Origin of the sequence: Pseudacidovorax intermedius, assembly GCF_003350475.1 — a bacterium.
GTDB classification, from domain to species: Bacteria; Pseudomonadota; Gammaproteobacteria; order Burkholderiales; family Burkholderiaceae_C; genus Xenophilus; species Xenophilus intermedius.
Genome location: NZ_QQAV01000001.1, coordinates 1,467,839 through 1,488,165, shown reverse-complemented (window position 1 = coordinate 1,488,165; position 20,327 = coordinate 1,467,839). Strand labels below are relative to the sequence as shown.

The window sequence follows — 20,327 nt, the reverse complement described above, 5'->3', positions numbered from 1 at the left end:
CCCTCTCCCGCAGGCGGGAGGGACCAGGACGGGTCACCCAAGCGACGGCGGCCGCGCCTTCGGTCCCACGCGCGACAAGCGCCGCCGGCCTGCTTTGGACAATCGCCCGCCATGGGAACGCTCTACCTCGTGCGCCACGGCCAGGCCTCTTTCGGCTCCGACGACTACGACCGCCTCAGCGAACTCGGCCACCGCCAGGCCGAGCGGCTGGGCGAGTACTGGCGCGAGCGCGGCATGCGCTTCGATGCCGTCATCACCGGCACCCTGCGCCGCCACCGCGAAACCTGGGAAGGCATCGCCCGCGGCATGCAGCTGCCGCCGCAGGACGTGCTGCCCTGGCCGGGCCTGAACGAGTACGACAGCGAGGCGGTGGTCGCCACCATCCATCCGGAGAAGCTGCCCAAGGCCGACACGCCCGAGCTGTACAAGGCCCACTTCCGCCTGCTGCGCCAGGGCCTGTCGGCCTGGATGAACGGGCAGGCGGCGCCGGTGGGCATGCCGAGCTACGTGGACTTCCTGGCGGGCGTGACCACCGCGCTGGACCATGTGCGCGACCGCCACCATGGCGCGAAGGTGCTGGTGGTGAGCAGCGGCGGGCCGATCTCGACGGCGGTGGGCCATGTGCTGGGCACCTCGCCCGAGACCACCATCGAGCTGAACCTGCGCATCCGCAACACCGCGGTCACGGAGTTCGCGTTCACGCCCAAGCGGCACATGCTGGTGACGTACAACACCTTGCCGCATCTGGATGGGCCCGACTACGAGAAGTGGGTGACTTACGCGTGATCAGGCCGCCGCCGGCGGCTCGGCGGTGGCTTCGGCCAGCCAACGCAGGTAGGCCGGCAAGCCGGCCGTGATGGGCAGTTGCACCACCTCCGGCACGGCATAGCTGTGCCTCTCCTGGATCAATGCCTGCAGCGCCTCGAAGCGGCCGGCGCGCGTCTTGCAGATCAGCAGCCACTCGGGCTCTCGGCGGGTTTCGCCTTCCCAGCGATAGACGCTGCGCACCCGCTGGATCTGCACGCAGGCCGCCAGGCCCGCCTCGACCATCGCGCCGGCCAGGTCCTCGGCCTCTTCCTCGGTGCCGGCCGTGGTCATCACCACGCATGCGGTGTCGGTCATGCCTTCAGCGGCGGCGGCCGGCCACCAGGCCCCAGACGAACAGCAGGATGATGGCGCCGATGACGGAGGCGATGAAGCCGGCCGGCTGGCCCACCGTGTACCAGCCCATCGCCTGGCCCAGGTAGGTGGCGATGAAGGAGCCCACGATGCCGATCAGCGTGGTGACGATGAAGCCCGCCGAGTCGTTGCCCGGCTTGATGGCGCGCGCCACGAGTCCGACGATGAAGCCGATGAGGATGGTGCCGATGATGCCCATGGTGATCTCCTGGAAGGTATGGGAAGGGATGAAGGAAAAGCGGGTTTCGCTCAGTGCAGGGTACCGGGGTTGCCGCCCCGCGCTGCAGGCGCCAGCGCCTGCGCCACGCAGGCCGCCAGCGCAGAGATCTCGAAGGGCTTGATGAGGATGGATTGCGTGCCCAGCACGCGCCCCACCTGCGCCATGTCCGCGTAGCCGGTGGCCAGCACCACGGGCACGGCGCCCACGCGCTGGCGCGCATGCACGATGAATTCGGCGCCGGTCATGCCCGGCATGGCGTAGTCCACCACCATCAGGTCGGGCCGGGCCTGGGCGCCCAGCACCTCCAGGCCCTGCTGGCCGTCGGCGGCCTGGATGACGCGGCAGCCCAGCAGCGCCAGGCTGTCGGCGATCACGCGGCGGACCTCGGCGTCGTCCTCCACCACCAGCACCGAGCGGCCGGCGGCCAGGGCCTGGACCTCGGCCTCGGGCGGCGGCAGCGCGTCTGCGGCCGGGGCGGCCACCGCGGGAAAGAGCAGGTCCACCCGGGTGCCCTGGCCTTCCACGCTGTCGATGGCGGCTTCGCCCCCCGACTGCCGGGCGAAGCCATACACCTGGCTCAGGCCCAGTCCGCTGCCGCTGCCCAGGGGCTTGGTGGTGAAGAAGGGGTCGAAGACCTGACCGAGCACGCCGGCCGGGATGCCGGCGCCGGTGTCCTGCACCTGTACGGCCACATAGTCGCCCGCGGGCAGGCCGCCCGCAGCCTCACGCTGCACATGCCCGGTGCGCACCGTGAGCACGCCGCCGGCCGCCATGGCCTCGCGTGCGTTCACGGCCAGGTTGATCAGCGCCATCTCCAGCTGGCTGGCGTCGAGCACGGCCCAGCAGGGGGACGGGTCCAGCGCCAGCTCCACCCGAACGGCCGAGCCGACGGAGACGGCAATGAGCTCGCGCATGCCCTCGATCAGCGCATTCACGTCCGACAGCCGCGGCAGCAGCGACTGCTTGCGCGAGAAGGACAGCAACTGGCTGGTCAGACGCGCACCCTTGGCGACGGCGCCGCGGGCGCGTCCGCTGATCTCCTGCACCTTGGCCTCCTTGGAGATGCGGCCGAGCAGGTCCAGGTTCATCTGCACCACGTGCAGCAGGTTGTTGAAGTCGTGGGCAATGCCGCCGGTGAGCCGGCCGACGGCTTCCATCTTCTGCGCCTGCAGCAGCGCGGCCTGCGCGCGCTCCCGCTCGCCGATCTCGGCCGTCAGCCGGTCATTGGCGCCGGCCAGTTCGCGCGTGCGTTCGGCAATGCGCGCCTCCAGCCCCGTGTTCAGGCGCTGCACCTCGGCACGCGCCGCCTCCAGCTGTTCGATCTGCTGGCGCATCGTGTACTGGCGGTGGCGCTGGCGCACGGCGGCATGGATGGCACGGGTGAGCGTTTCTTCGCAGGCGGGATGATCGACCACCACCACATTGCCCAGCTCGCGCAGGCGCACCGTGGCCTGCGGCGCATGACTGGCCGGGTCCATCAGCACGACGAATGGGAAGTCCGACCAGGCCGGTTGTGCTGACAGCCAGGATCGAAGGTCCGCATCGGGCAGCAAGGCGAGCGATGGACCGGTAAGCAGTGCAGCGGCGGCGCCTTCCTGCATGTGCGCCAGGAGCACGGACATCGAAGAACAGGCCACGGCATTGAGGCCCAGTCCGCGCGCCGCACGGGACAGCGAATTGGCTTCCACAGGCTCCGGCGCATGGATGAGGACACGGCGCTCCATGGTTCAGCGCGTGGCCACCGCCACGGAATCGACAAAGCACACGGCGGGGCAGCAGGACATGAAGGCGGACGACGAAAAGAAACGATGCGGACGTCGGATCGCAGGGACAAGCGCAGACCCAGTCAATGTAGGGAGGGCGTCCGGCGCGGCGTGTCGCCGGAAGTCCTACATGCGTGTGGGTCAGTTGCGCCTACGTTCACACCATGCTCGAAAAACTTCCTGGGGCCATCGGCCAGGCGCTGGCCGGCGTACGCGCCGGCCTGGATGACATCGTCTTCAACACGGTGGGCCTGCGCGCGGGCCACGGCACGCTGCAGCTGACCAGCCTGGCCTTCGGCGACCATGCGCCGATTCCGCAGCGCTATACCGCCGATGGCGAGGGGCTCTCCCCGCCGCTGGCCTGGACCGGCGTGCCGGCCGGCGTCGCAGAGCTGGTGTTGATCGTGGAAGACGCCGATTCGCCCACGCCGCATCCGCTGGTGCATGCCATCGCGGTGGATCTGCCGCCCGAGGACGGCCACCTGGCCGAAGGCGCCTGGCCCAGCCCGGACCACGAGGGCGCGGGCCTGCATGCCGGCCGCAACTCCTACCTGCAGGCCGCCTGGTTGCCCCCCGATCCGCCGCCGGGCCATGGGCCGCACCGCTATGCCTTCCAGCTCTATGCCCTGGCCGAAGGCGAGGCGCTGGGCGAGACGCCGGGCCGCGACGCGCTGGTGGAGGCCATCCAGGCGCGCGCCGTCGCCAGCGGCCTGCTGATCGGCACCTACGCGCGGGGCGACGGCAGCATTCCGGTGGGGGACGCGCCGGCCGTGGCGGCGGGCTGAGAGTCCACCGGCCCGCCTCGGCGGCGCCCGCGCGCCACCGGCCACCGATCCTGGCGGCGCGACGCTGCCGCTGCGCCGGACTCAGCCGCGCGGATCGGCGCCCAGTGTCGACAGCGGCAGGCGCGACACCTCGGCCAGCGCCTGCGCGAGCCCCCGCGCCGCGGCGTCGAGCAGCGCGCGGCCCTGCGCCTCGGTGGCGGCCGCGGCATTTCCGGCCGCGCCTTCGGGGTGGTAGTCCTGCATGGCCCAACCCAGCTTGGCGCTGCGGCCATTGCCGAGGATGGCGTAGTCCCTCGCCCGCTCGCGCGAGGTGGACGGGAAGTCCTTCACCGCCTCGCGCCGCACCTGCTGCGGCGCCAGCGCCAGCATCAGCGCCGTCTCGAACTCGCCCGCATGCACATCGAAGCGGTCCGGCACCAGCGCCTGACCGGTGGCGGCGTCCGTCAGCGGCAGGTTGAACCAGCTGAGGCTGTAGACGATCAGGTCGTGCGCCTCGCGCAGCTCGCGCGCGGCAATGTCCATCGCGCCGGTGTGGCCGCCATGGGCATTGAAGAGCACCAGCTTGCGCACGCCGGCGCGGGCGACACCGGCACCGATCTCCTTCCACAGGCGCAGCACCGTCTCCGACGACAGGGTGAGCGTGCCGGCGAATCGGGCATGTTCGGGGCTCAGGCCCACGGGCAGCGTGGGCAGGAACAGCGCAGGCAGGTCGGCCGGCAACAGCGGCAGCGCGGCCTGCACGATGCCGTCGGCGATGACGGTGTCCACGCCCAGCGGCAGATGCGGGCCATGCTGCTCGGTGGCACCCAGCGGCAGCACCGCGACGGTGGCGGCCGGGTCCAGCGTGGCGAAGTCGCGGGTGCCGAGTTCGGCCCAGAAGCGGGGGAGCGTCGGCGGCATGGCGGGCTTGGCGGTCATCCGGCGATGTTAGGCCGGCCTGCCGCCCTGACGGCCCCCGCATCCGCACTGCCCCCGGCGGTGGCGATGCCGGCAGGATCGTCGGCCAGCCACTGCGCCAGCCAGTCGGCCAGAAAGTCCACCAGCGCCCGCACCCGCGCGGGCACGAAGCGGTTGCTGGGCAGCAGGGCATGCAGCGGATAGGCCTCCGTGTCCCAGTCGGGCAGCAGGCGCACCAGGGCGCCGCTGTCCAGATCAGCCCGCACGTCCAGGTAGGACTTGAAGGTGATGCCCACGCCGGCCAGCGTCCATTCGCGCGCCAGCGAGGCATCGTCGGCATGGCGGTCGCCGTCGATGCGCACCGCCACCCATTGGCCGCCCTGACCGAAGCGCCACTCGCGCTGGCGTCGGCCGGCGCGGTGGAAGCTCAGGCAGTTGTGTTGCACCAGGTCCTGCGGCAGGCGCGGTGTGCCGCGCCGGTGCAGGTAGGCGGGCGCGGCGCAGAGCACGGGCCGGGTCTGCGCCAGCGGGCGCGCCACCAGTCGCGAATCGGCCAGCGGACCGTAGCGCAGGGCCAGGTCCACCTCGTCGCGCATCACGTCCAGCGGCCGGTCACCCACCGACAGCGCCAGTTGCACGCCGGGATGCCGGGCCAGGAATTCGTCGAAGGCGGGCAGCAGCACGCGGCGCGTGAGGTCCGAAGGCGCCGCCACCCGCAGCGTGCCGACCAGCTCGCCGCGGCCTGCGGCCACCTGCGCCTCGGCCTCGGCCAGCAGCTCGAAGGCGCGACCGGCGTAGTCCAGCAGCGTCTGGCCCTCGGCGGTGAGCCGCAGGGCTCGCGTCGAGCGCTCGAAGAGCCGCGCGCCCAGCTGCGACTCGACCCGTTTGAGCGCCGCGCTGGCCGCGGCGGGCGTGAGATCCAGCGTACGGCCGGCGGCGCTCAGCGAGCCGCTGCGTGCCGCTTCCTGCACCAGCCGCAGGTCGGCGAGATTTTCAATTCCCATTTGAAGATGATGCCAGTGACAGGCGGCTTATCAATCCCGAACGCAGAACCTAGAGTCACGCCATCGCAATATCCCCTCTTCCGAGAGCGCCCATGAAAGCCATCGGCTACCGCCAGAACCTGCCCATCGAACAACCGGAATCGCTGATCGACCTCGACCTTCCCGAACCGCAGCCCGGCCCGCGCGACCTGCGCGTGCGGGTGGCCGCCATCTCGGTGAACCCCGTCGACACCAAGGTGCGCCGCCTTGCCGCGCCCGAGGCCGGCCAGGCCCGCGTGCTCGGCTGGGACGCAGTGGGCACCGTCGATGCGGTCGGCAGCGCCGTCACCGGCTTTGCCCCGGGCGACCGCGTGTACTACGCCGGTTCCATCGTGCGGCCGGGTGCCAACAGCGAACTGCACTTGGTGGACGAGCGCATCGCCGCCCGGGCCCCCGCCACGCTGGGCGATGCCGAGGCCGCGGCCCTGCCGCTCACGGCCATCACTGCCTGGGAACTGCTCTTCGACCGCCTGCAGGTGCCACGCGGCGGCGGCGCGGGCCAGACGCTGCTGGTCACCGGAGGTGCCGGTGGCGTGGGCTCGATCCTGATCCAGCTCGCGCGACAGCTGACGCAGCTGCGGGTGGTGGCCACCGCCTCGCGGCCGCAGACCCGCCAGTGGTGCCTGGACCTGGGCGCCCACGTCGTGGTCGACCACAGCCGCCCGCTCGCCGCCGAGCTGAAGGCCGCCGGCATCGAGGCCGTGGACCTGGCCGCCAGCCTCACGCAGACCGCGCAGCACTACATGCAACTGATCGAAGCGCTCAAGCCCCAGGGCCGCCTGGGCGTGATCGACGACATGCCGCAGCTCGACGCCATGCCGCTGAAGACCAAGGCCATCTCGCTGCACTGGGAGATGATGTTCACCCGCTCGCGCTTCGAGACGCCCGACATGGCCGAGCAGGGCGCATTGCTGGCCGAGGTGGCCCAGCTGGTCGACACAGGCCGCCTGCGCACCACGTTGGGCGAACACTACGGCCGCATCGACGCGACCAACCTGCGCCGGGCGCATGCCTTCGTCGAAAGCGGCCAGGCGCGGGGCAAGGTCGTGCTGGAAGGCTTCTGAGCCGCCGGCCCGTGCGCGGCGGCATGCGCGCCACGCCGGCCGGGCGCTTTGCCCGGCTCAGTCCTGCTGCTCGTAGTGCGCCTGCCGCGCCTCCATCGCCTCCCAGCCGATCACGCGCTTGAATTCGGCCATGGGCACCTGGCCGGCCGGCAGGCCATCCACCTCGCCGCTGCGGCGGGCGGCCAGCGTGGCCAGGTTGGCCTGCAGCGCATGCACCGTGCTCATCAGCGTGACGATCGGATAGGTGGCGAAGGCCGCCACCGACTCCACCTGCTCGCGCGAGAGCTTCTCCATCCACAGGCCCTGCATCAGCTGCAGCGACAGGCGGCGGCCCGACACCTCGCGCAGCTTCACCAGGTCCTCGTAGCTCTTGAAGGTGCGCGAGATCGGCTGGATGAGGTCGGCGCCCGCCTCGGCGTAGCGTGCGGCGCGGTCCATGGCCTCGGCCGGGTCGAGCACATCGGTGCGCGCGACGATCAGGAAGTCCGGGTCCTGCCGCGCGTCGACCGCGGCGCGGATGCGCGCCACCGCATCCTTGACCGGCACCACCGGCATCACCGAGGCGGCGGCCGGGCAGCGCTTGGGGCTGATCTGGTCCTCGATGGAGATGGCCGCCACGCCTGCCTTCTCGAACTCGCGCACGGTGCGGGCCACGTTGATCACGTTGCCGTAGCCGGTGTCGGCGTCCGCGAAGATGGGCTTCTTCACGACGTTGGCGATGCGGTTGACCACCGCCACGTTCTCGGTGAGGGTGTAGACCTCCATGTCCGGCTGGCCCAGCAGCGAGGCCGAGATGCCGAAGCCGGTGGTGAAGATGCCGTCGAAGTCCGACTGGTCCACGAGTAGGGCCGACAGGGCGTCCTGCACGCCGGCCATCCAGAAGGTGGGGCCGTCGGTGATGCGTTGGCGAAGGGTCTGGCGCAGTGTGGGCATGAAGCAGGTTCCTTGTCGAGCGGGATGTCAGATGTCCATGGCATCGCACCACGGAACGAAAGTGCAGCGAATCGCGTGCTGCTCAAGTGGCCGCGGAGCAGGCCATGCCAGGGCACCCGAGGAACTGGCTTTGCCAGGCCTCCAGGTGCGCCCCCCTCCAAGCCGAAGGCGCCAGAGAGGGGGGGAGCCGCGAAGCGGCATGGGGGGTGCTTATCTCTTCACCGGATCGATGTAGCCGCCGAGCGGCGCGAACTTGTCACCTTTCAACTCCATCAGCGCCACACCGGTCTGGCCGCGGCGCGAATAGGGGCCGGCGTTGAGCGGCTGGAAGGTGATCTTGGGGCCGATCTTCTGGTCGAAGTCCTTCAGGCCGTCCAGCGCCGCCACCACCTTGGCGCGCGAGGGCTCGTTGCCCGCGCGCTGCAGCGCCTCCACGGCGACGGCCGCGGCCGAGTAGCCCATCAGCGCATTCGACGACGGCGCCGACTTGGGATAGGTTTTGGTGTAGCGCGCGAAGAAGGACTGGATCGCCGGGTTGTCGCCCTCGATGGCGTCGTAGTAGGAGGCCACGTAGAGCTTGGACTGCGTCTTGCCCAGCAGCTCCACGAACTTGGGATCGTTCAGGCCGCCGGCACCGAAGACGGTCGGCTTCCAGCCCAGCTTTTCGGCGCTGCGGAAGAACTGCACCGCCTCCTGGCCCAGTGCATAGACCACGACCACGTCCGGCTCGGCCTGCTTGAGCTTGAAGACCTGCGAGGTGAGGTCGGTGGCGAAGCGCTCGAAGCTCTGCGCCTCGACCAGCTTCATGCCGTGCTTCTCCAGCTGCTTGACGGCGATGTCGTAGGCCGGCTTTCCCCAGCCGTCGTTCTGGTAGAGCATGGCCACCTTCTTGGCCTTGAGCGTGCCCACGGCATAGTCGATGTAGGCGGCCGTCTCGGTGGACTGCGGCGAGGGCAGCACATAGAGCAGCTCGCGCGGCGGCGTGCTGGTCAGGTCCGAGATGGACAGCGCGCCGATGGTCGGCACCTTCTTGGTCGAGCTGTATTCGTAGGCGCTCACGTTGGTGGCATGGCCGATGTTGCCCACCATGGCCAGCACGTTGTCGCGCTCGATCAGCAGCTTGGCATTGGCCACCGACTTGGCGGGCTTGAGCTCGTCGTCGTAGGTGATCAGCTTGATCTTGCGGCCGTTCACGCCGCCCTTCTCGTTGACCATGTCGAAGTAGGTGCGCATGCCCTCGTCCACCGCCTTGCCCATGTAGGCCAGCGTGCCGGACAGCGGCTGCGAGGAGCCCAGCACGATCTCCTTCTCCAGCACGCCTTCGTCCTTGTTCTCGAAGGCGGCGGCCGGCAGCGCGCCGGCGGCCAGCGCACAGGCGGCCGCAGCGATCAGGGTGCGGCGGGAATGCAGCGTCATCATGGTTGTGTCTCCTTGGGGTGGGTTTGTCGCGGAAGAAAGAAGCGCAAGGGAAGCGGCATCAGCCGCCGAGGTAGGCGCGGCGGACGTCCTCGTTGCCGGCCAGTTCGGCCGCGCTGGCCTGCATGACAACGCGGCCGGTCTCGATCACATAGCCCTCGTCCGAGATGTCCAGGGCGATGTCGGCGTCCTGCTCCACCACCAGCAGCGTCAGGCGCTCGCGGTCGCGGATGTCGCGCAGGGTGGAGAAGATGGCGTCTTTGAGGATGGGCGCCACGCCCATCGAGGGCTCGTCCAGCATCAGCAGCCGCGGCCGCGCCAGCAGGCCGCGGGCGATGGCCAGCATCTGCTGCTCGCCGCCCGAGAGGGTGCCGGCGCGCGAGCCGATGCGCTCCTTGAGCCGCGGAAAGTAGTCCAGCACATGCGTGATGTGGTCGCGCACCTCGCCGGCGGGGCGGGTGTAGCCGCCGAGCATCAGGTTCTCGCGCACGCTCAGCTGCGCGAACACCATGCGGCCCTGCGGCACATGCACGATGCCGCGGCGCACCAGCGTCTCGGCCGGCACGTTGGCGATGGCCTGGCCGTCGAACTGCACCGTGCCGTCCATGACCGGCAGCAGGCCCGACAGCACCCGCATCAGCGTGGTCTTGCCGGCGCCGTTGGCACCCAGGACGCAGACGATGCGGGCCTCGTGCACCGTGAGGCCGATGCCGTGCAGCGCGCGGATCTTGCCGTAGCCGGCCGCGAGCCGCTCCACCTGCAGCAGCGGGCGCCCGGCGCCCGTGGGTTCAGCGACGTTGGCCACTCTTGCCTCCTCCCAGGTAGGCCTCGATCACGGCCGGATGCGATTCGATCTCCCGCGGCGTGCCCTGCGCCAGGAAGGCGCCGTTGTGCATCACGGTGATGGTGTCGGAGATGGACATGACCAGCGGCATGCTGTGCTCGATGAGCAGCAGCGTGGCGCCGGTGCGTGCCTGCAGCGTGCGCAGCGTGTCGCCCAGGGCGTCGATCTCGCGGTTGTTCATGCCGGCCGCGGGCTCGTCCAGCAGCATCAGCACGGGTTCCAACGCCATGGCGCGGGCCAGCTCGACCAGCTTCTGCGTGCCGTAGGGCAGGTCGCGCACCAGCGTGTGGGCATGGGGCGCGAGGCGCAGCTCTTCCAGCAGGGCCTGCACGCGCTCGCGCTCGGCGCGCTCCTCGCGCCGCTGGCGCGGCAGGTTGAACAGGGCCTCGGCCAGCGTGGCGCGCATGGCCTGCGAGCGGGCGATGAGCACGTTGTCGAACACCGTCAGCTCGGCGAAGAGCTCCAGGTTCTGGAAGGTGCGGGCGATGCCCAGGCGCGAGATCTGGTGCGCCTTCAGGCGCAGCAGGTCGTGCTCGCCCTGCGCCGTGCGCAGCACCATGCGGCCCTGCTGCGGCGTGTAGAAGCGGCTGATGCAGTTGAGCATCGTGGTCTTGCCCGCACCGTTGGGGCCGATGAGCGCATGCACGGTGCCGGGCATGACGTCGAAGCCCACGTCCTGCACGGCCACGATGCCGCCGAAGCTCATGCGCACACCGGCCAGCGACAGCAGCGGCGCAGGCGCACCGGCCGGCCGCGCCGCACCCCGGGCGGGCGTGGCCTGGGCGTCGATCGCGCGCATCATGCGCCCTCCTTGCCGGGTGCGTCGGCGCCGGGCAGGCGGCGCGTCTTGACCAGGCTGGCCAGCCCGTCGGGCAGGAACATCAGCGCCAGGATCATGGCCACGCCATACAGCGCACGCTGGAACTGGTCGAAGCCGAAGTAGGTGAGCAGCTGCGGTGCGCCGATGACGAAGATGGCGCCCAGCACCGAGCCCAGGATGGAGCCGAGACCACCCACGATCACCATCGACACGAAGCTGATCGAGACCATGATGTTGAACAGCGACGGGTCGATGAAGCGCACCAGCGGCGCATAGAGCGCTCCCGACAGGCCCGTGTAGAAGGCGCAGACGCCGAAGGCCACCAGCTTGAGGCCCGTGGTGTTGAGGCCCAGCGCGCGGGCCGCCGTCTCGCTGCCCTTGATGGCCAGGAAGCCGCGGCCGAAGCGGCTGCGCGCCAGATTGCGCGCCAGCCAGAGGGCGGCGCCCAGCACGCAGGCGGCCAGCAGGTGGTAGGCGCGCTCGTCCAGCGCCAGGCCGAAGAGCGTGGGGCCGGGCGCGCCCATGCCGTTCTCGCCGCCGGTCAGGTCGCCGCCGGACTTGGCGATCTCCACCGAGATCATCACGAAGCCCAGCGTGGCGATGGCGAGGAACACCTCCTCCAGCCGCAGCACCGGCAGCGCCAGCACCAGGCCGACCACGGTGGCAATGGCCGCGGCGATGAGCATGGCCAGCAGCATCGGCACGCCGAACTGCTGCGTCAGGATGGCGGTGCCATAGGCGCCGATGCCGAAGAACACCGCGCCCGCCATCGAGATGAGGTTGGTGTAGCCGGTGAGGATGTTGGTGCCGAAGGAAGCCAGCGTGTAGATCAGCACCAGCGTGGCGATGTAGAGCACGTAGCCGCCCGGCACCAGCGGCGCCAGCACCAGCAGGGCCACGAACAGGGCGGGGGCCAGCCAGGGGCGGCCGTCGAGCAGATGGGTCATGCGCGTCGTCGCCTCCTCAGACCTTCTTGACCTGCCGGCGCGCCAGCAGCCCGTGCGGGCGCAGCACCAGGATGGCCAGCATCACGATGAAGGGGACGGCGTCCTTCCAGGCCGAGGACACATAGGCGCCGGTGAGGTTGCTGCTCACGCCGATGATCACGCCACCCAGCAGCGCGCCCGGCATGCTGCCAATGCCGCCCAGCACCGCCGCCGCGAAGGCGAAGTGCAGGGCGTGCTGCATCATCGAGAAGTGCACGAATGTCAGCGGCGCGATCAGCAGCCCCGCCGCCGCCGCGATGACGTGCGACAGCGCCCAGGCCAGCGCATAGATGCGCTTGATGGGAATGCCCATCAGCCGGGCCGCCACCGGGTTCTCCATGGTGGCCTGCATGGCGATGCCCAGCCGCGTGAAGCGGAAGAAGGCGAACAGCGCCGCGGCCAGCGTGGCGCACACGGCCACGATGCCCAGGTCGATGCCCGACACCACGGCATCGCCCACCTGCAGCGGCGTGCTCGGGAAGATGCTCGGCAGCTCCTGCGTGTCCTTGCCCCAGATCCAGATGGCCATGTCGCCGAACAGCAGGAACAGCCCCAGCGTGCAGATGGCCGAGGACAGCAGGGCCTTGCCGATGAAGCGCCGGATGATGAAGCGCTCGATCAGCATGCCCAGCGCCGCGCCGAACAGCAGCGTGAGCGGCACCACCGCCCACATCGGCAGGCCCAGGCGCACCAGCGTGCAGGCGGTGAAAGCCGACAGCATGGCGGCCTCGCCATGCGCGAAGTTGAGGATGCCCGTGGCCTTGAACACCATCACGATGCCCAGGGCGATGAGCCCGTAGATGGCGCCCAGGGCGACGCCGCTGACGATCATCTGCAGCATGCGCGGCGCCCTCAGCCTGCGGCGGCGCCGGTGGTGGCGGCGTCTGCGGCGGCGGCCTTCTGCGCCGCCTCGCGCGCCAGCCGCGCCTTCAGGTAGGGCACGAAGCCGCCGGCCGCCAGCGTGCCGCGCTCCACCGACGACAACGGCTCGAAGGGCAGTTCGGCACCGGTGTCGATGTTGATCACGCGGCCAAGCGCCCAGTCCACGCGCAGCCGCTGCCAGCGCTCGGTGGCGGCGCGGATGCCCGGGCAGGTGACGAGCGGAAAGCCCATGCTGATCTCGCCGCGGAAGAAGCCGGGCGAGAAGGATTCGGCGATCACGCCCGCCACGCCCAGGTGGCGCATGGCACGCATGGCCGGATAGTGCGGGTGGCCGTAGCCGAAGTTGTGGCCGCCCACCAGCAGGTCGCCCTTTTGCACGCTGGCGGCGAACTGCGGGTCGTAGCTGGTCATGGTGACCGCGGCCAGCTCGTGGATGTCGGTGATCTTGATGTTCTTGATGCCGACGATGAGGTCGATGTCGTAGTCGTCCTCGGTGAAGATCCAGGCCGCGCGGCCTTCGAGGTTGGGCAGTTGGACGCTCATGCCGCGCTCCCTTCGGCGGCGGCGGCCGCCAGGTAGGGCCGCGGGTCGGCGATGCGCCCTTCCAGCGCCGAGGCGGCGACCACCGCCGCGTTGCACAGGAAGATCTCCGTGTCCGAGCTGCCCATGCGGCCGGGGGTGTTGAGCGTGCCCGTGGACACCGCGCGCTGGCCGTCGGCCATGGTGGCGATCCGACCGTAGCAGTAGTCGCAGCTCGACGAGCTGATGAAGGCGCCGGCATCGACCAACGTGGCGATCAGGCCTTCGCGCGCGGCCTGCGACATGATGGCCTGCGAGGTCGGCACCACATGCAGCTGGAAGCCCGGCTTGATGCGCTTGCCGCGCAGCACGTCGGCGGCGGCGCGCAGGTCCTCCAGCCGGCCGCTGGCGCAGGAGCCCAGGTAGCCGGTATGCACCTCCAGGCCGGCATAGTCGGCCAGGTCGCGCGTGTTGGCGGGGCTGGGCGGCGCCACGACGATGGGCTCCAGCGCCGAGACGTCGATCTGCACCACACGCTCGTACACGGCGTCGGCATCGGGATACACCGGGTCGAGCGCGATCTTGGCCCGCTCGCGGGTGTACGCCAGCGTCTTGGCGTCGGGCGCGATCAGCATAGTGGTGGCGCCCAGGAACATGGCCTGGCCGCAGATGGTCTGACGGCCTTCGATGCTCATGGCGTCGATCACCGGGCCGCTGAGCTCCACCACCTTGAAGCGGCAGGAGGACGGGCCCATCACCCGCACCATGTGGTGGAACACGTCGCGCGCCATCACGCCCGGCTGCAGCGTGCCCGTGAGCTCGACCTTGACGGTGGCGGGCACCGTGAGCGCCATCTTCTCGCTCACGAAGGTCTCGAGCACGCTCTTGCGGGCGCCGAAGGCCAGGGTGCCGAAGGCGCCCAGCTGACTCACATGGCCGTCGAAATGCACCGCGAAGGCGCCTGGCGTGGCATAGCCCAGTTCGGCCGACACCTGGTGGCCGATGCCCTCGCGCTCATGCACCGGCACGCCCTGCTCCGCGCCCCAGGCGCGGGTGACGCGGTGCAGCTCTTCTTCCTTGGGCGCGGCGGCCGGGACCATGTGGTCGATGAAGAGCACGAAGCGCTCGGGGCTCGTGACCTTCTCGACGCCGAACTCCTCGCGGGCCTCCTTGAAGAACACGTCGGTGTAGCCGGGGAAGTCGTAGGCGATCACGAAATCCGGCCGGGCCAGGATCTCGTCACCGGCCTTCACGGCAGGCAGCCCGGCCACGCGGGCCAGGATCTTCTCGGTCATCGTCTGGGGCATGGCGCCTCGTCTCCTTATCCACAATGTGGCGCCTTGTTCGGCGCCCATGGATGAATTACAGAGCGTGCACCCGGTTCACCCTGATGCGGTTAACCCTAGATTGCCCACAATGTGGATGCAAACTACAAAGCCTACATGAGTGAAGAGAACGAGGAAGCAGCCGAAGGCGCAGACGGACCGCCACAAGGTGGACAGTCGCGCACCGGGACGCAGAGCATCGAGCGGGTGGTCAACATGCTCCGCGTTGTGGCGTCCCGCGGTCGCAACGGCATGCGCATCGGTGAGGTGGCGGCCACCAGCGGGCTGCCGCAGAGCACCTGCTTCCGCATGCTCGCGCGGCTGGAGCTGGAAGGCCTGGTCGACCGCGATGCGCGCACCCGCAAGTACTACCTGGGGCCTTTGCTGCACGAGCTGGGTCTGCTGGCACGTCCGCGTTACCGGCTCAGCGAGATGTGCGACGCGGCCCTGCACCGGCTGGCCGAGACCACGCAGGACACGCTCTACCTGAGCGAGCGCAGCGGCCTGGAGGCGGTGTGCACCAACCGTGCGCTGGGCGACTACCCGATCAAGGCCTTGCCGCTGGACATCGGCATCCGCCGGCCGCTGGGCGTGGGCGCGGGCGGCCTGGCCATGCTGTGCGCCATGCCGGCCTCAGAGGCGGAGTCGATCATCCAGGCCAACGGCCACCGCTACGAGAAGTACGCCTCCTTCTCGGCCGACTTCCTGCGCGAGGTCGTCGCCCAGGGGCGGCAGCAGGGCTACTCGTTTCTGGACAGCGTGGTGACGCCGGGCACGGCGGCCATCGGCGTGGCCTTTCCGCCGGACAACCCGGTGGCGGCCATCAGCGTGGCCGCGATCTCGGGGCGGCTGACGGCCGAGCGGCGCGAGGAGATCGCCCGCGAGGTGCAGCGGCAGGTGCGGCTGATCTGCGCCGACATGACGGCGCACGCGCTGCTGCCGCCCGAGGCGGGCGGCAGCTAGCCGGGCACGACAGGCGAGCCGGCCGGGATCAACGGGCCCGCGACACGCGCCACACCGCGCCGCCCACGTCGTCGGCCACCAGCAGGGCGCCCGACTTGTCCAGGGCCACGCCCACCGGCCGGCCCAGCGCCTTGCCGTCCGCCGAGAGGAAGCCGGTGAGGAACTCGCGCGGCGCGCCGCTGGGCTTGCCGCCGATGAAGGGCACGAAGCTCACGCGGTAGCCCGAGGGCGGATTGCGGTTCCACGAGCCGTGCTCGCCGATGAAGGCGCCGTTGGCGAATTCCTCCGGCATGCCCCGCGCGCTGGAGAAGGCCAGGCCCAGCGGCGCGACATGGTTGCCCAGCGCATAGTCCGGACGGATGGCGGTCGCCACCTTCTCGGGCTGCTGCGGCTGCACGCGGGTGTCGACCACGCCGCCCCAGTAGCTCCAGGGCCAGCCGTAGAAGCCGCCGTCGCGCACCGAGGTCAGGTAGTCGGGCACCAGGTCGCTGCCGATCTCGTCGCGCTCGTTGACCACCGTCCACAGCACATTCGTGTCGGGCTCCCAGGCCATGCCGTTGGGGTTCCGCAGGCCGCTGGCCATGAGGCGCTTGGCGCCGGTGGCGCGGTCCACCTCCCAGATGGCGGCGCGGCCTTCTTCGTGCTGCATGCCGTAGTCGGCGATGTTGCTGTTGCTGCCCACGGTGACGTAGAGCTTGGCGCCGTCGCGGCTGGCGAGAACGTTCTTGGTCCAGTGGTGGTTGAAGCTGGCGGGCAGGTCCGTCACCTTCACGGCCGGGCCGCCGGCCTGCGTCTGGCCTTCGGTGTAGGGCAGCTTGACCAGTGCATCGGCATTGGCCACGAACAGCTCGTTGCCCACCAGCGCCATGCCGAAGGGCGAGGTCAGGCCGCTCGCGAAGACCGTGCGCGTCTCGGCCACGCCGTCGCCATCGGCGTCGCGCAGCAGGGTGATGCGGTCGGCGCTAGGCGTGCCGGAGCCTGCGCGCTTCATCACCAGGCCGGTGACCTTCTCCTTGATCTTGTCGAAGAAGCCGCCCGGTTTGGGCTCTGCATTGCGAGGCCGGTCGCTTTCGGCCACCAGCACATCGCCGTTGGACAACGTGTAGACCCAGCGCGGATGGTCCAGGCCGCGTGCCAGGGCCGTCACCTTGAAGCCGGGCAGCGGCGTGGGCGCGGCGGTGTCCTGCCAGCCGGTGGCGGGCGCCACCTTCATGGTGGGCAACAGCGTCTTGTTGGGTGCGGGCAGCTGCGGGTTGGGGCCGGTGCCGGCCTCGAAGGGCAGCTTGGCGGTGTCGCCGCAGCCGGCCAGGGCCAGCACCGCGGCAGCGGCAAGGGTGAGGGTGGCGGTGCGCATCATGGGCGCGAATGATCGTGGCGACCTCAGGCGGCGCATGTAGTCGCAGGCCGCGCCTCACCGGAAGCCGGACACTGCCCGCGTCCGCCTGCCTGCCCGGGCCCCAGGGCTACCATCGACGAATGACCGCCGACGCCATCGCGGCCGCGCCCTCGCCGGCCGCGCCTGCCACCCCGCCCACCCCCACCGACGACCTGTTCCGCGCCGACGCCTACCTGCGCGAATGCCCCGCCCGCGTGCGGCGGGTGGACGCCGCGGCCGGCACCGTGGTGCTGGACCGCACCGTGTTCTATCCGCTGGGCGGTGGCCAGGCCGGCGACAGCGGCGTGCTGCGGCTGGCTGATGGCACCGAGCTGGCCATCGCCGACACGCGCAAGGGCAAGGACGCGGAAGGCCGGCCCACGGCCGAGATCTGGCACCTGGCCGCGCCGGGGCAGGACGCCCTTCTTGCGCGGATCGCGCCCGGCGACACCGTCACGGCCGCCATCGATTGGGAGCGTCGCCACCGCATGATGCGGCTGCATACCGCCAGCCATCTGCTCTGCCACCTGGTGGCTCAGCCGGTCAACGGCTGTTCCATCACGCCCGAGGCGGTGCGCGTGGACTTCCACATGAGCGAGGCGCTGGACGCCGCCGCGCTGGCCGAGGGCCTGGCCGCGCTGGTGGCCCAGGCCCTGCCGGTGACCGTGGGCCGCGTCGCCGATGCCGAGCTGGACGCCAACCCCGGCCTGGTCAAGAGTATGAGCGTGCAGCCGCCGCGCGGCAGCGGCACGGTGCGCACCATCCGCGTCGGCAGCGCCGAGGCGCCCATCGACCTGCAGCCCTGCGGCGGCACGCATGTGGCCAACATCGGCGAGATCGGCGCGCTGCGCGTGGCCAAGGTCGAGAAGAAGGGCGCGCAGGCCCGGCGCGTGGTGTTGGCCTTCGCCGAGGGGGCGTGATGGCGGTCTGGCGGCACGCGGCGGCCTACGCCGTGGACGAATGCACCGCGGCTGGCGGCAAGAACAGATCGACAACCCTGGCGGCCGGAACTTCAGGCCCGGGCCCCGCTCCGACCCCGCGCATGCGCACCGCCCACTCCCTTCTCCCTGCCCGCTGGCTGCTGCCGTTCTTCGCGGCCTTCCTGCTGGCCGCGGGCCTGCTGCCCCGCGCCTCCGCCCAGCTCACGCCCGGCAGCAACGGCGGCGGCAGCGCCGTCGTCACCACGCCGCATGTGCGCGCCGAGCTGGTGGCCCAGGCGCCACAGGGCGTAGGCCCCGGCGCCACCGTCTGGCTGGGCCTGAAGATCAGCCACCAGCCCGAGTGGCACACCTACTGGAAGAACGCCGGCGACTCCGGCCTGCCCACCGAGCTGCGCTGGCAACTGCCCCCGGGCCTGGATGCCGGCGAGGTCGACTGGCCGGTGCCGCACAAGCTCTTCATCGGCAGCCTGGCCAACTACGGCTACGAGAACGAGGTGCTGCTGCCGGTGCCCGTGGCGGTGGCACCGGACTTCCGCCCACCCACCACGCTCACCGGCACCGCCACGCTGCCGATCCGGCTGTCGGCCACCTGGCTGGTGTGCCGCAAGGAATGCATTCCCGAGGACGGCGAATTCCGGCTGGATCTGCCGGTGCGCAGTTCCACCGCCGGCCATGGGGCCGAGTTCGATGCCGCCTGGGCCGCACGGCCGGTGGCCGTCGAATCGCCCGCCACGGCCAAGCTCGCCGCCGACGCCCGCAGCCTGGCGCTGCGCGTCGAGGGCCTGCCCGCCGCCGCCCGGGGCCGCACGCTGGATCTGATGCCCGAGACCGCCGAGGTGTTGCGCAACGGCGCCGTCACCGGCACCGACTGGCAGCAACGCTGGGAGGGCGGCGTGTGGACGGCGCAGTTCCCGGTGGCCGACCAGCGCTCGGCCAGCCCGGCACGCATGCCGCTGGTGCTGGCCCTCACCGGCGAGGACCGCAAAAAGGCCGAGGCCGCTGGCCAGCCGGTGGGCTGGCGGGTGGACGCCGCGGTCGATGGCCGCTGGCCCGCCGTGGGCGCACCCGCCACCGTATCGCCCGCGCTGCAGGCGGCGCTCGACGCCAATGCCCGCCCGGCCGCGACCGTGGCGCCGACGCCGGTCGCACCGGCCGGCCTGCTGCTGGCCCTGCTGGGCGCCTTCGCCGGCGGCCTGCTGCTGAACCTGATGCCCTGCGTCTTCCCGGTCTTGGCAATCAAGGTGCTGGGCTTCACCCGCCATGCCGACGACCGGCGCGGCCATCGGCGTGCCGCCCTGGCCTACAGCGCCGGCGTGGTGCTCAGCCTGCTGGCCCTGGGCGGGCTGCTGATCGCGCTGCGCGCGGCGGGCGCCCAACTGGGCTGGGGCTTCCAGCTGCAGTCGCCCGGCATGGTGGCGGCGCTGGCCGGGCTGTTCACGCTGCTGGGGCTCAACCTGGCGGGCGTCTTCGAGGTGGGCATGCTCGCGCCAGCGCGGCTGGCGGGTGCGCAGGTCCGCCATCCGGTGCTGAACGACTTCCTCTCCGGCGTGCTGGCGGTGCTGGTCGCCTCGCCCTGCACGGCGCCGTTCATGGGGGCCTCGCTGGGCCTGGCCATCGGCCTGCCGGCGCCGCAGGCGCTGCTGCTCTTCGCCGCACTGGGGCTGGGCCTGGCCCTGCCCTACCTGCTGGCCGGCTTCGTGCCGGCGGTGGCAAGGCTGCTGCCGAAGCCCGGCCCATGGATGGACACGCTGCGCCGGCTGCTGGCCTTCCCGATGTTCGCCACCGTCGCCTGGCTGGTGTGGGTGCTGGGCCAGCAGGCCGGCATCGATGGCGCCGGCGCGCTGCTGGCCCTGCTGGTGGCCGGCAGCGCGGTGGTCTGGGCACTGGGCACCCTGGCCGGCCGCACCCGGCTGCTGCTGGGCGGGGCGCTGGCGCTGGGCTTCGCGGCGCTGGCCGCCAGCTTCGGGCCGCTGCTGCTGCAGATGGCACCCGCGCCACAAGCCACGGCGGGCGGCGCGTCGTCCGAGGCGCGTTGGCAGCCCTGGTCGGCCGAGCGCGTGGCGCAGCTGCAGGCCGAGGGCAAGCCGGTGTTCATCGACTTCACCGCCGCCTGGTGCGTCACCTGCCAGGTCAACAAGAAGACCACGCTGGGCAATGCCGAGTTGCTGGCCGACTTCGACGCGCGCGGCGTGCAGCTGCTGCGCGCCGACTGGACCCGGCGCGATCCGGCCATCGCGGCCGCGCTGAATGCGCTGGGGCGCAATGGCGTGCCGGTGTACGTGCTGCAGGCGCCGGGGCAGGCGCCGGTGGTGCTGAGCGAGCTGCTCTCACCCGCCGAGGTGCGCGAGGCGCTGCGCACGCTGTAGTCCCGC

General features: G+C 71.1%; 20 protein-coding genes. 6 read left to right on the top strand and 14 right to left on the bottom strand.

The features are described from left to right. Positions 1-111: 111 nt before the first annotated feature. Positions 112-786, top strand: coding sequence for a histidine phosphatase family protein (locus DFR41_RS06620; RefSeq protein WP_114802098.1), 675 nt, complete (start codon positions 112-114; stop codon positions 784-786). On the opposite strand, the gene cutA is transcribed toward DFR41_RS06620, so the two are convergent. From cutA to DFR41_RS06605, 3 genes are read right to left on the bottom strand one after another with little or no spacing between them, the layout of a single operon-like run. Next, positions 787-1,122 carry a divalent-cation tolerance protein CutA gene (gene cutA, locus DFR41_RS06615; protein ID WP_114802097.1) on the bottom strand — a complete coding sequence of 112 codons (336 nt, stop codon included), beginning with the start codon at positions 1,120-1,122 and terminating at the stop codon, positions 787-789. It abuts the gene before it with no gap. 4 nt (positions 1,123-1,126) lie between these two features. Next, on the bottom strand, positions 1,127-1,378 hold the full coding sequence (locus DFR41_RS06610; protein ID WP_017759544.1) for a GlsB/YeaQ/YmgE family stress response membrane protein: 252 nt from the start codon (positions 1,376-1,378) through the stop codon (positions 1,127-1,129). Positions 1,379-1,428: 50 nt separating this feature from the next. Then, on the bottom strand, positions 1,429-3,123 hold the full coding sequence (locus DFR41_RS06605) for a response regulator (RefSeq protein WP_114802096.1): 1,695 nt from the start codon (positions 3,121-3,123) through the stop codon (positions 1,429-1,431). A gap of 203 nt (positions 3,124-3,326) precedes the next feature. Here DFR41_RS06605 and DFR41_RS06600 point away from each other — a divergent pair, with 203 nt between their 5' ends. Continuing rightward, positions 3,327-3,947: a YbhB/YbcL family Raf kinase inhibitor-like protein gene (locus DFR41_RS06600; protein ID WP_114802095.1), complete on the top strand. Its 621-nt coding sequence runs from the start codon at positions 3,327-3,329 to the stop codon at positions 3,945-3,947. Positions 3,948-4,028: 81 nt separating this feature from the next. Here the strand turns inward: DFR41_RS06600 and DFR41_RS06595 are convergent, their stop codons facing one another. After that, positions 4,029-4,865, bottom strand: coding sequence for a creatininase family protein (locus DFR41_RS06595; RefSeq protein WP_114802094.1), 837 nt, complete (start codon positions 4,863-4,865; stop codon positions 4,029-4,031). Next, entirely contained in the window at positions 4,862-5,848 is a 987-nt protein-coding gene (locus DFR41_RS06590) for a LysR family transcriptional regulator (RefSeq protein ID WP_114802093.1), read from the bottom strand. The genes DFR41_RS06595 and DFR41_RS06590 overlap by 4 nt, the downstream gene beginning before the upstream one ends. Before the next feature lie 92 nt (positions 5,849-5,940). Between DFR41_RS06590 and DFR41_RS06585 the strand changes: the two genes are divergently transcribed. Further along, on the top strand, positions 5,941-6,951 hold the full coding sequence (locus tag DFR41_RS06585; RefSeq protein WP_017761242.1) for a zinc-binding alcohol dehydrogenase family protein: 1,011 nt from the start codon (positions 5,941-5,943) through the stop codon (positions 6,949-6,951). Positions 6,952-7,008: 57 nt separating this feature from the next. Here the strand turns inward: DFR41_RS06585 and DFR41_RS06580 are convergent, their stop codons facing one another. From DFR41_RS06580 to DFR41_RS06545, 8 genes are all read right to left on the bottom strand, one after another. Beyond that, positions 7,009-7,884, bottom strand: a complete 876-nt coding sequence (locus DFR41_RS06580; RefSeq protein ID WP_114802092.1) for an isocitrate lyase/PEP mutase family protein — start codon at positions 7,882-7,884, stop codon at positions 7,009-7,011. A 210-nt stretch (positions 7,885-8,094) separates the two neighbouring features. After that, positions 8,095-9,303, bottom strand: a complete 1,209-nt coding sequence (locus tag DFR41_RS06575) for an ABC transporter substrate-binding protein (protein WP_114802091.1) — start codon at positions 9,301-9,303, stop codon at positions 8,095-8,097. 58 nt (positions 9,304-9,361) lie between these two features. Beyond that, positions 9,362-10,105 carry an ABC transporter ATP-binding protein gene (locus DFR41_RS06570; RefSeq protein WP_114802090.1) on the bottom strand — a complete coding sequence of 248 codons (744 nt, stop codon included), beginning with the start codon at positions 10,103-10,105 and terminating at the stop codon, positions 9,362-9,364. Then, positions 10,089-10,946: an ABC transporter ATP-binding protein gene (locus DFR41_RS06565; protein ID WP_017759435.1), complete on the bottom strand. Its 858-nt coding sequence runs from the start codon at positions 10,944-10,946 to the stop codon at positions 10,089-10,091. Before DFR41_RS06565 ends, DFR41_RS06570 begins: the two co-directional genes overlap by 17 nt. Next, positions 10,943-11,911: a branched-chain amino acid ABC transporter permease gene (locus tag DFR41_RS06560; protein ID WP_114802089.1), complete on the bottom strand. Its 969-nt coding sequence runs from the start codon at positions 11,909-11,911 to the stop codon at positions 10,943-10,945. The genes DFR41_RS06565 and DFR41_RS06560 overlap by 4 nt, the downstream gene beginning before the upstream one ends. A gap of 16 nt (positions 11,912-11,927) precedes the next feature. Beyond that, positions 11,928-12,791 carry a branched-chain amino acid ABC transporter permease gene (locus tag DFR41_RS06555; protein WP_017762000.1) on the bottom strand — a complete coding sequence of 288 codons (864 nt, stop codon included), beginning with the start codon at positions 12,789-12,791 and terminating at the stop codon, positions 11,928-11,930. 11 nt (positions 12,792-12,802) lie between these two features. Continuing rightward, positions 12,803-13,375, bottom strand: a complete 573-nt coding sequence (locus DFR41_RS06550) for a 3-isopropylmalate dehydratase small subunit (protein WP_114802088.1) — start codon at positions 13,373-13,375, stop codon at positions 12,803-12,805. After that, the gene (locus tag DFR41_RS06545) at positions 13,372-14,658 is read right to left on the bottom strand and encodes a 3-isopropylmalate dehydratase large subunit (protein WP_114802087.1); all 1,287 of its coding nucleotides are present in this window, start codon (positions 14,656-14,658) and stop codon (positions 13,372-13,374) included. The genes DFR41_RS06550 and DFR41_RS06545 overlap by 4 nt, the downstream gene beginning before the upstream one ends. A 135-nt stretch (positions 14,659-14,793) precedes the next feature. On the opposite strand from DFR41_RS06545, the gene DFR41_RS06540 reads away from it, so the two are divergent. Further along, entirely contained in the window at positions 14,794-15,639 is an 846-nt protein-coding gene (locus tag DFR41_RS06540) for an IclR family transcriptional regulator (protein WP_043115066.1), read from the top strand. A gap of 28 nt (positions 15,640-15,667) precedes the next feature. Here DFR41_RS06540 and DFR41_RS06535 read toward each other — a convergent pair whose 3' ends face one another. After that, the gene (locus tag DFR41_RS06535; RefSeq protein ID WP_114802086.1) at positions 15,668-16,996 is read right to left on the bottom strand and encodes a PQQ-dependent sugar dehydrogenase; all 1,329 of its coding nucleotides are present in this window, start codon (positions 16,994-16,996) and stop codon (positions 15,668-15,670) included. A gap of 119 nt (positions 16,997-17,115) precedes the next feature. Here DFR41_RS06535 and DFR41_RS06530 point away from each other — a divergent pair, with 119 nt between their 5' ends. After that, the gene (locus DFR41_RS06530) at positions 17,116-17,934 is read left to right on the top strand and encodes an alanyl-tRNA editing protein (RefSeq protein ID WP_114802085.1); all 819 of its coding nucleotides are present in this window, start codon (positions 17,116-17,118) and stop codon (positions 17,932-17,934) included. A gap of 122 nt (positions 17,935-18,056) precedes the next feature. Further along, entirely contained in the window at positions 18,057-20,321 is a 2,265-nt protein-coding gene (locus DFR41_RS06525; protein WP_114802084.1) for a protein-disulfide reductase DsbD family protein, read from the top strand. Positions 20,322-20,327 lie beyond the last annotated feature (6 nt).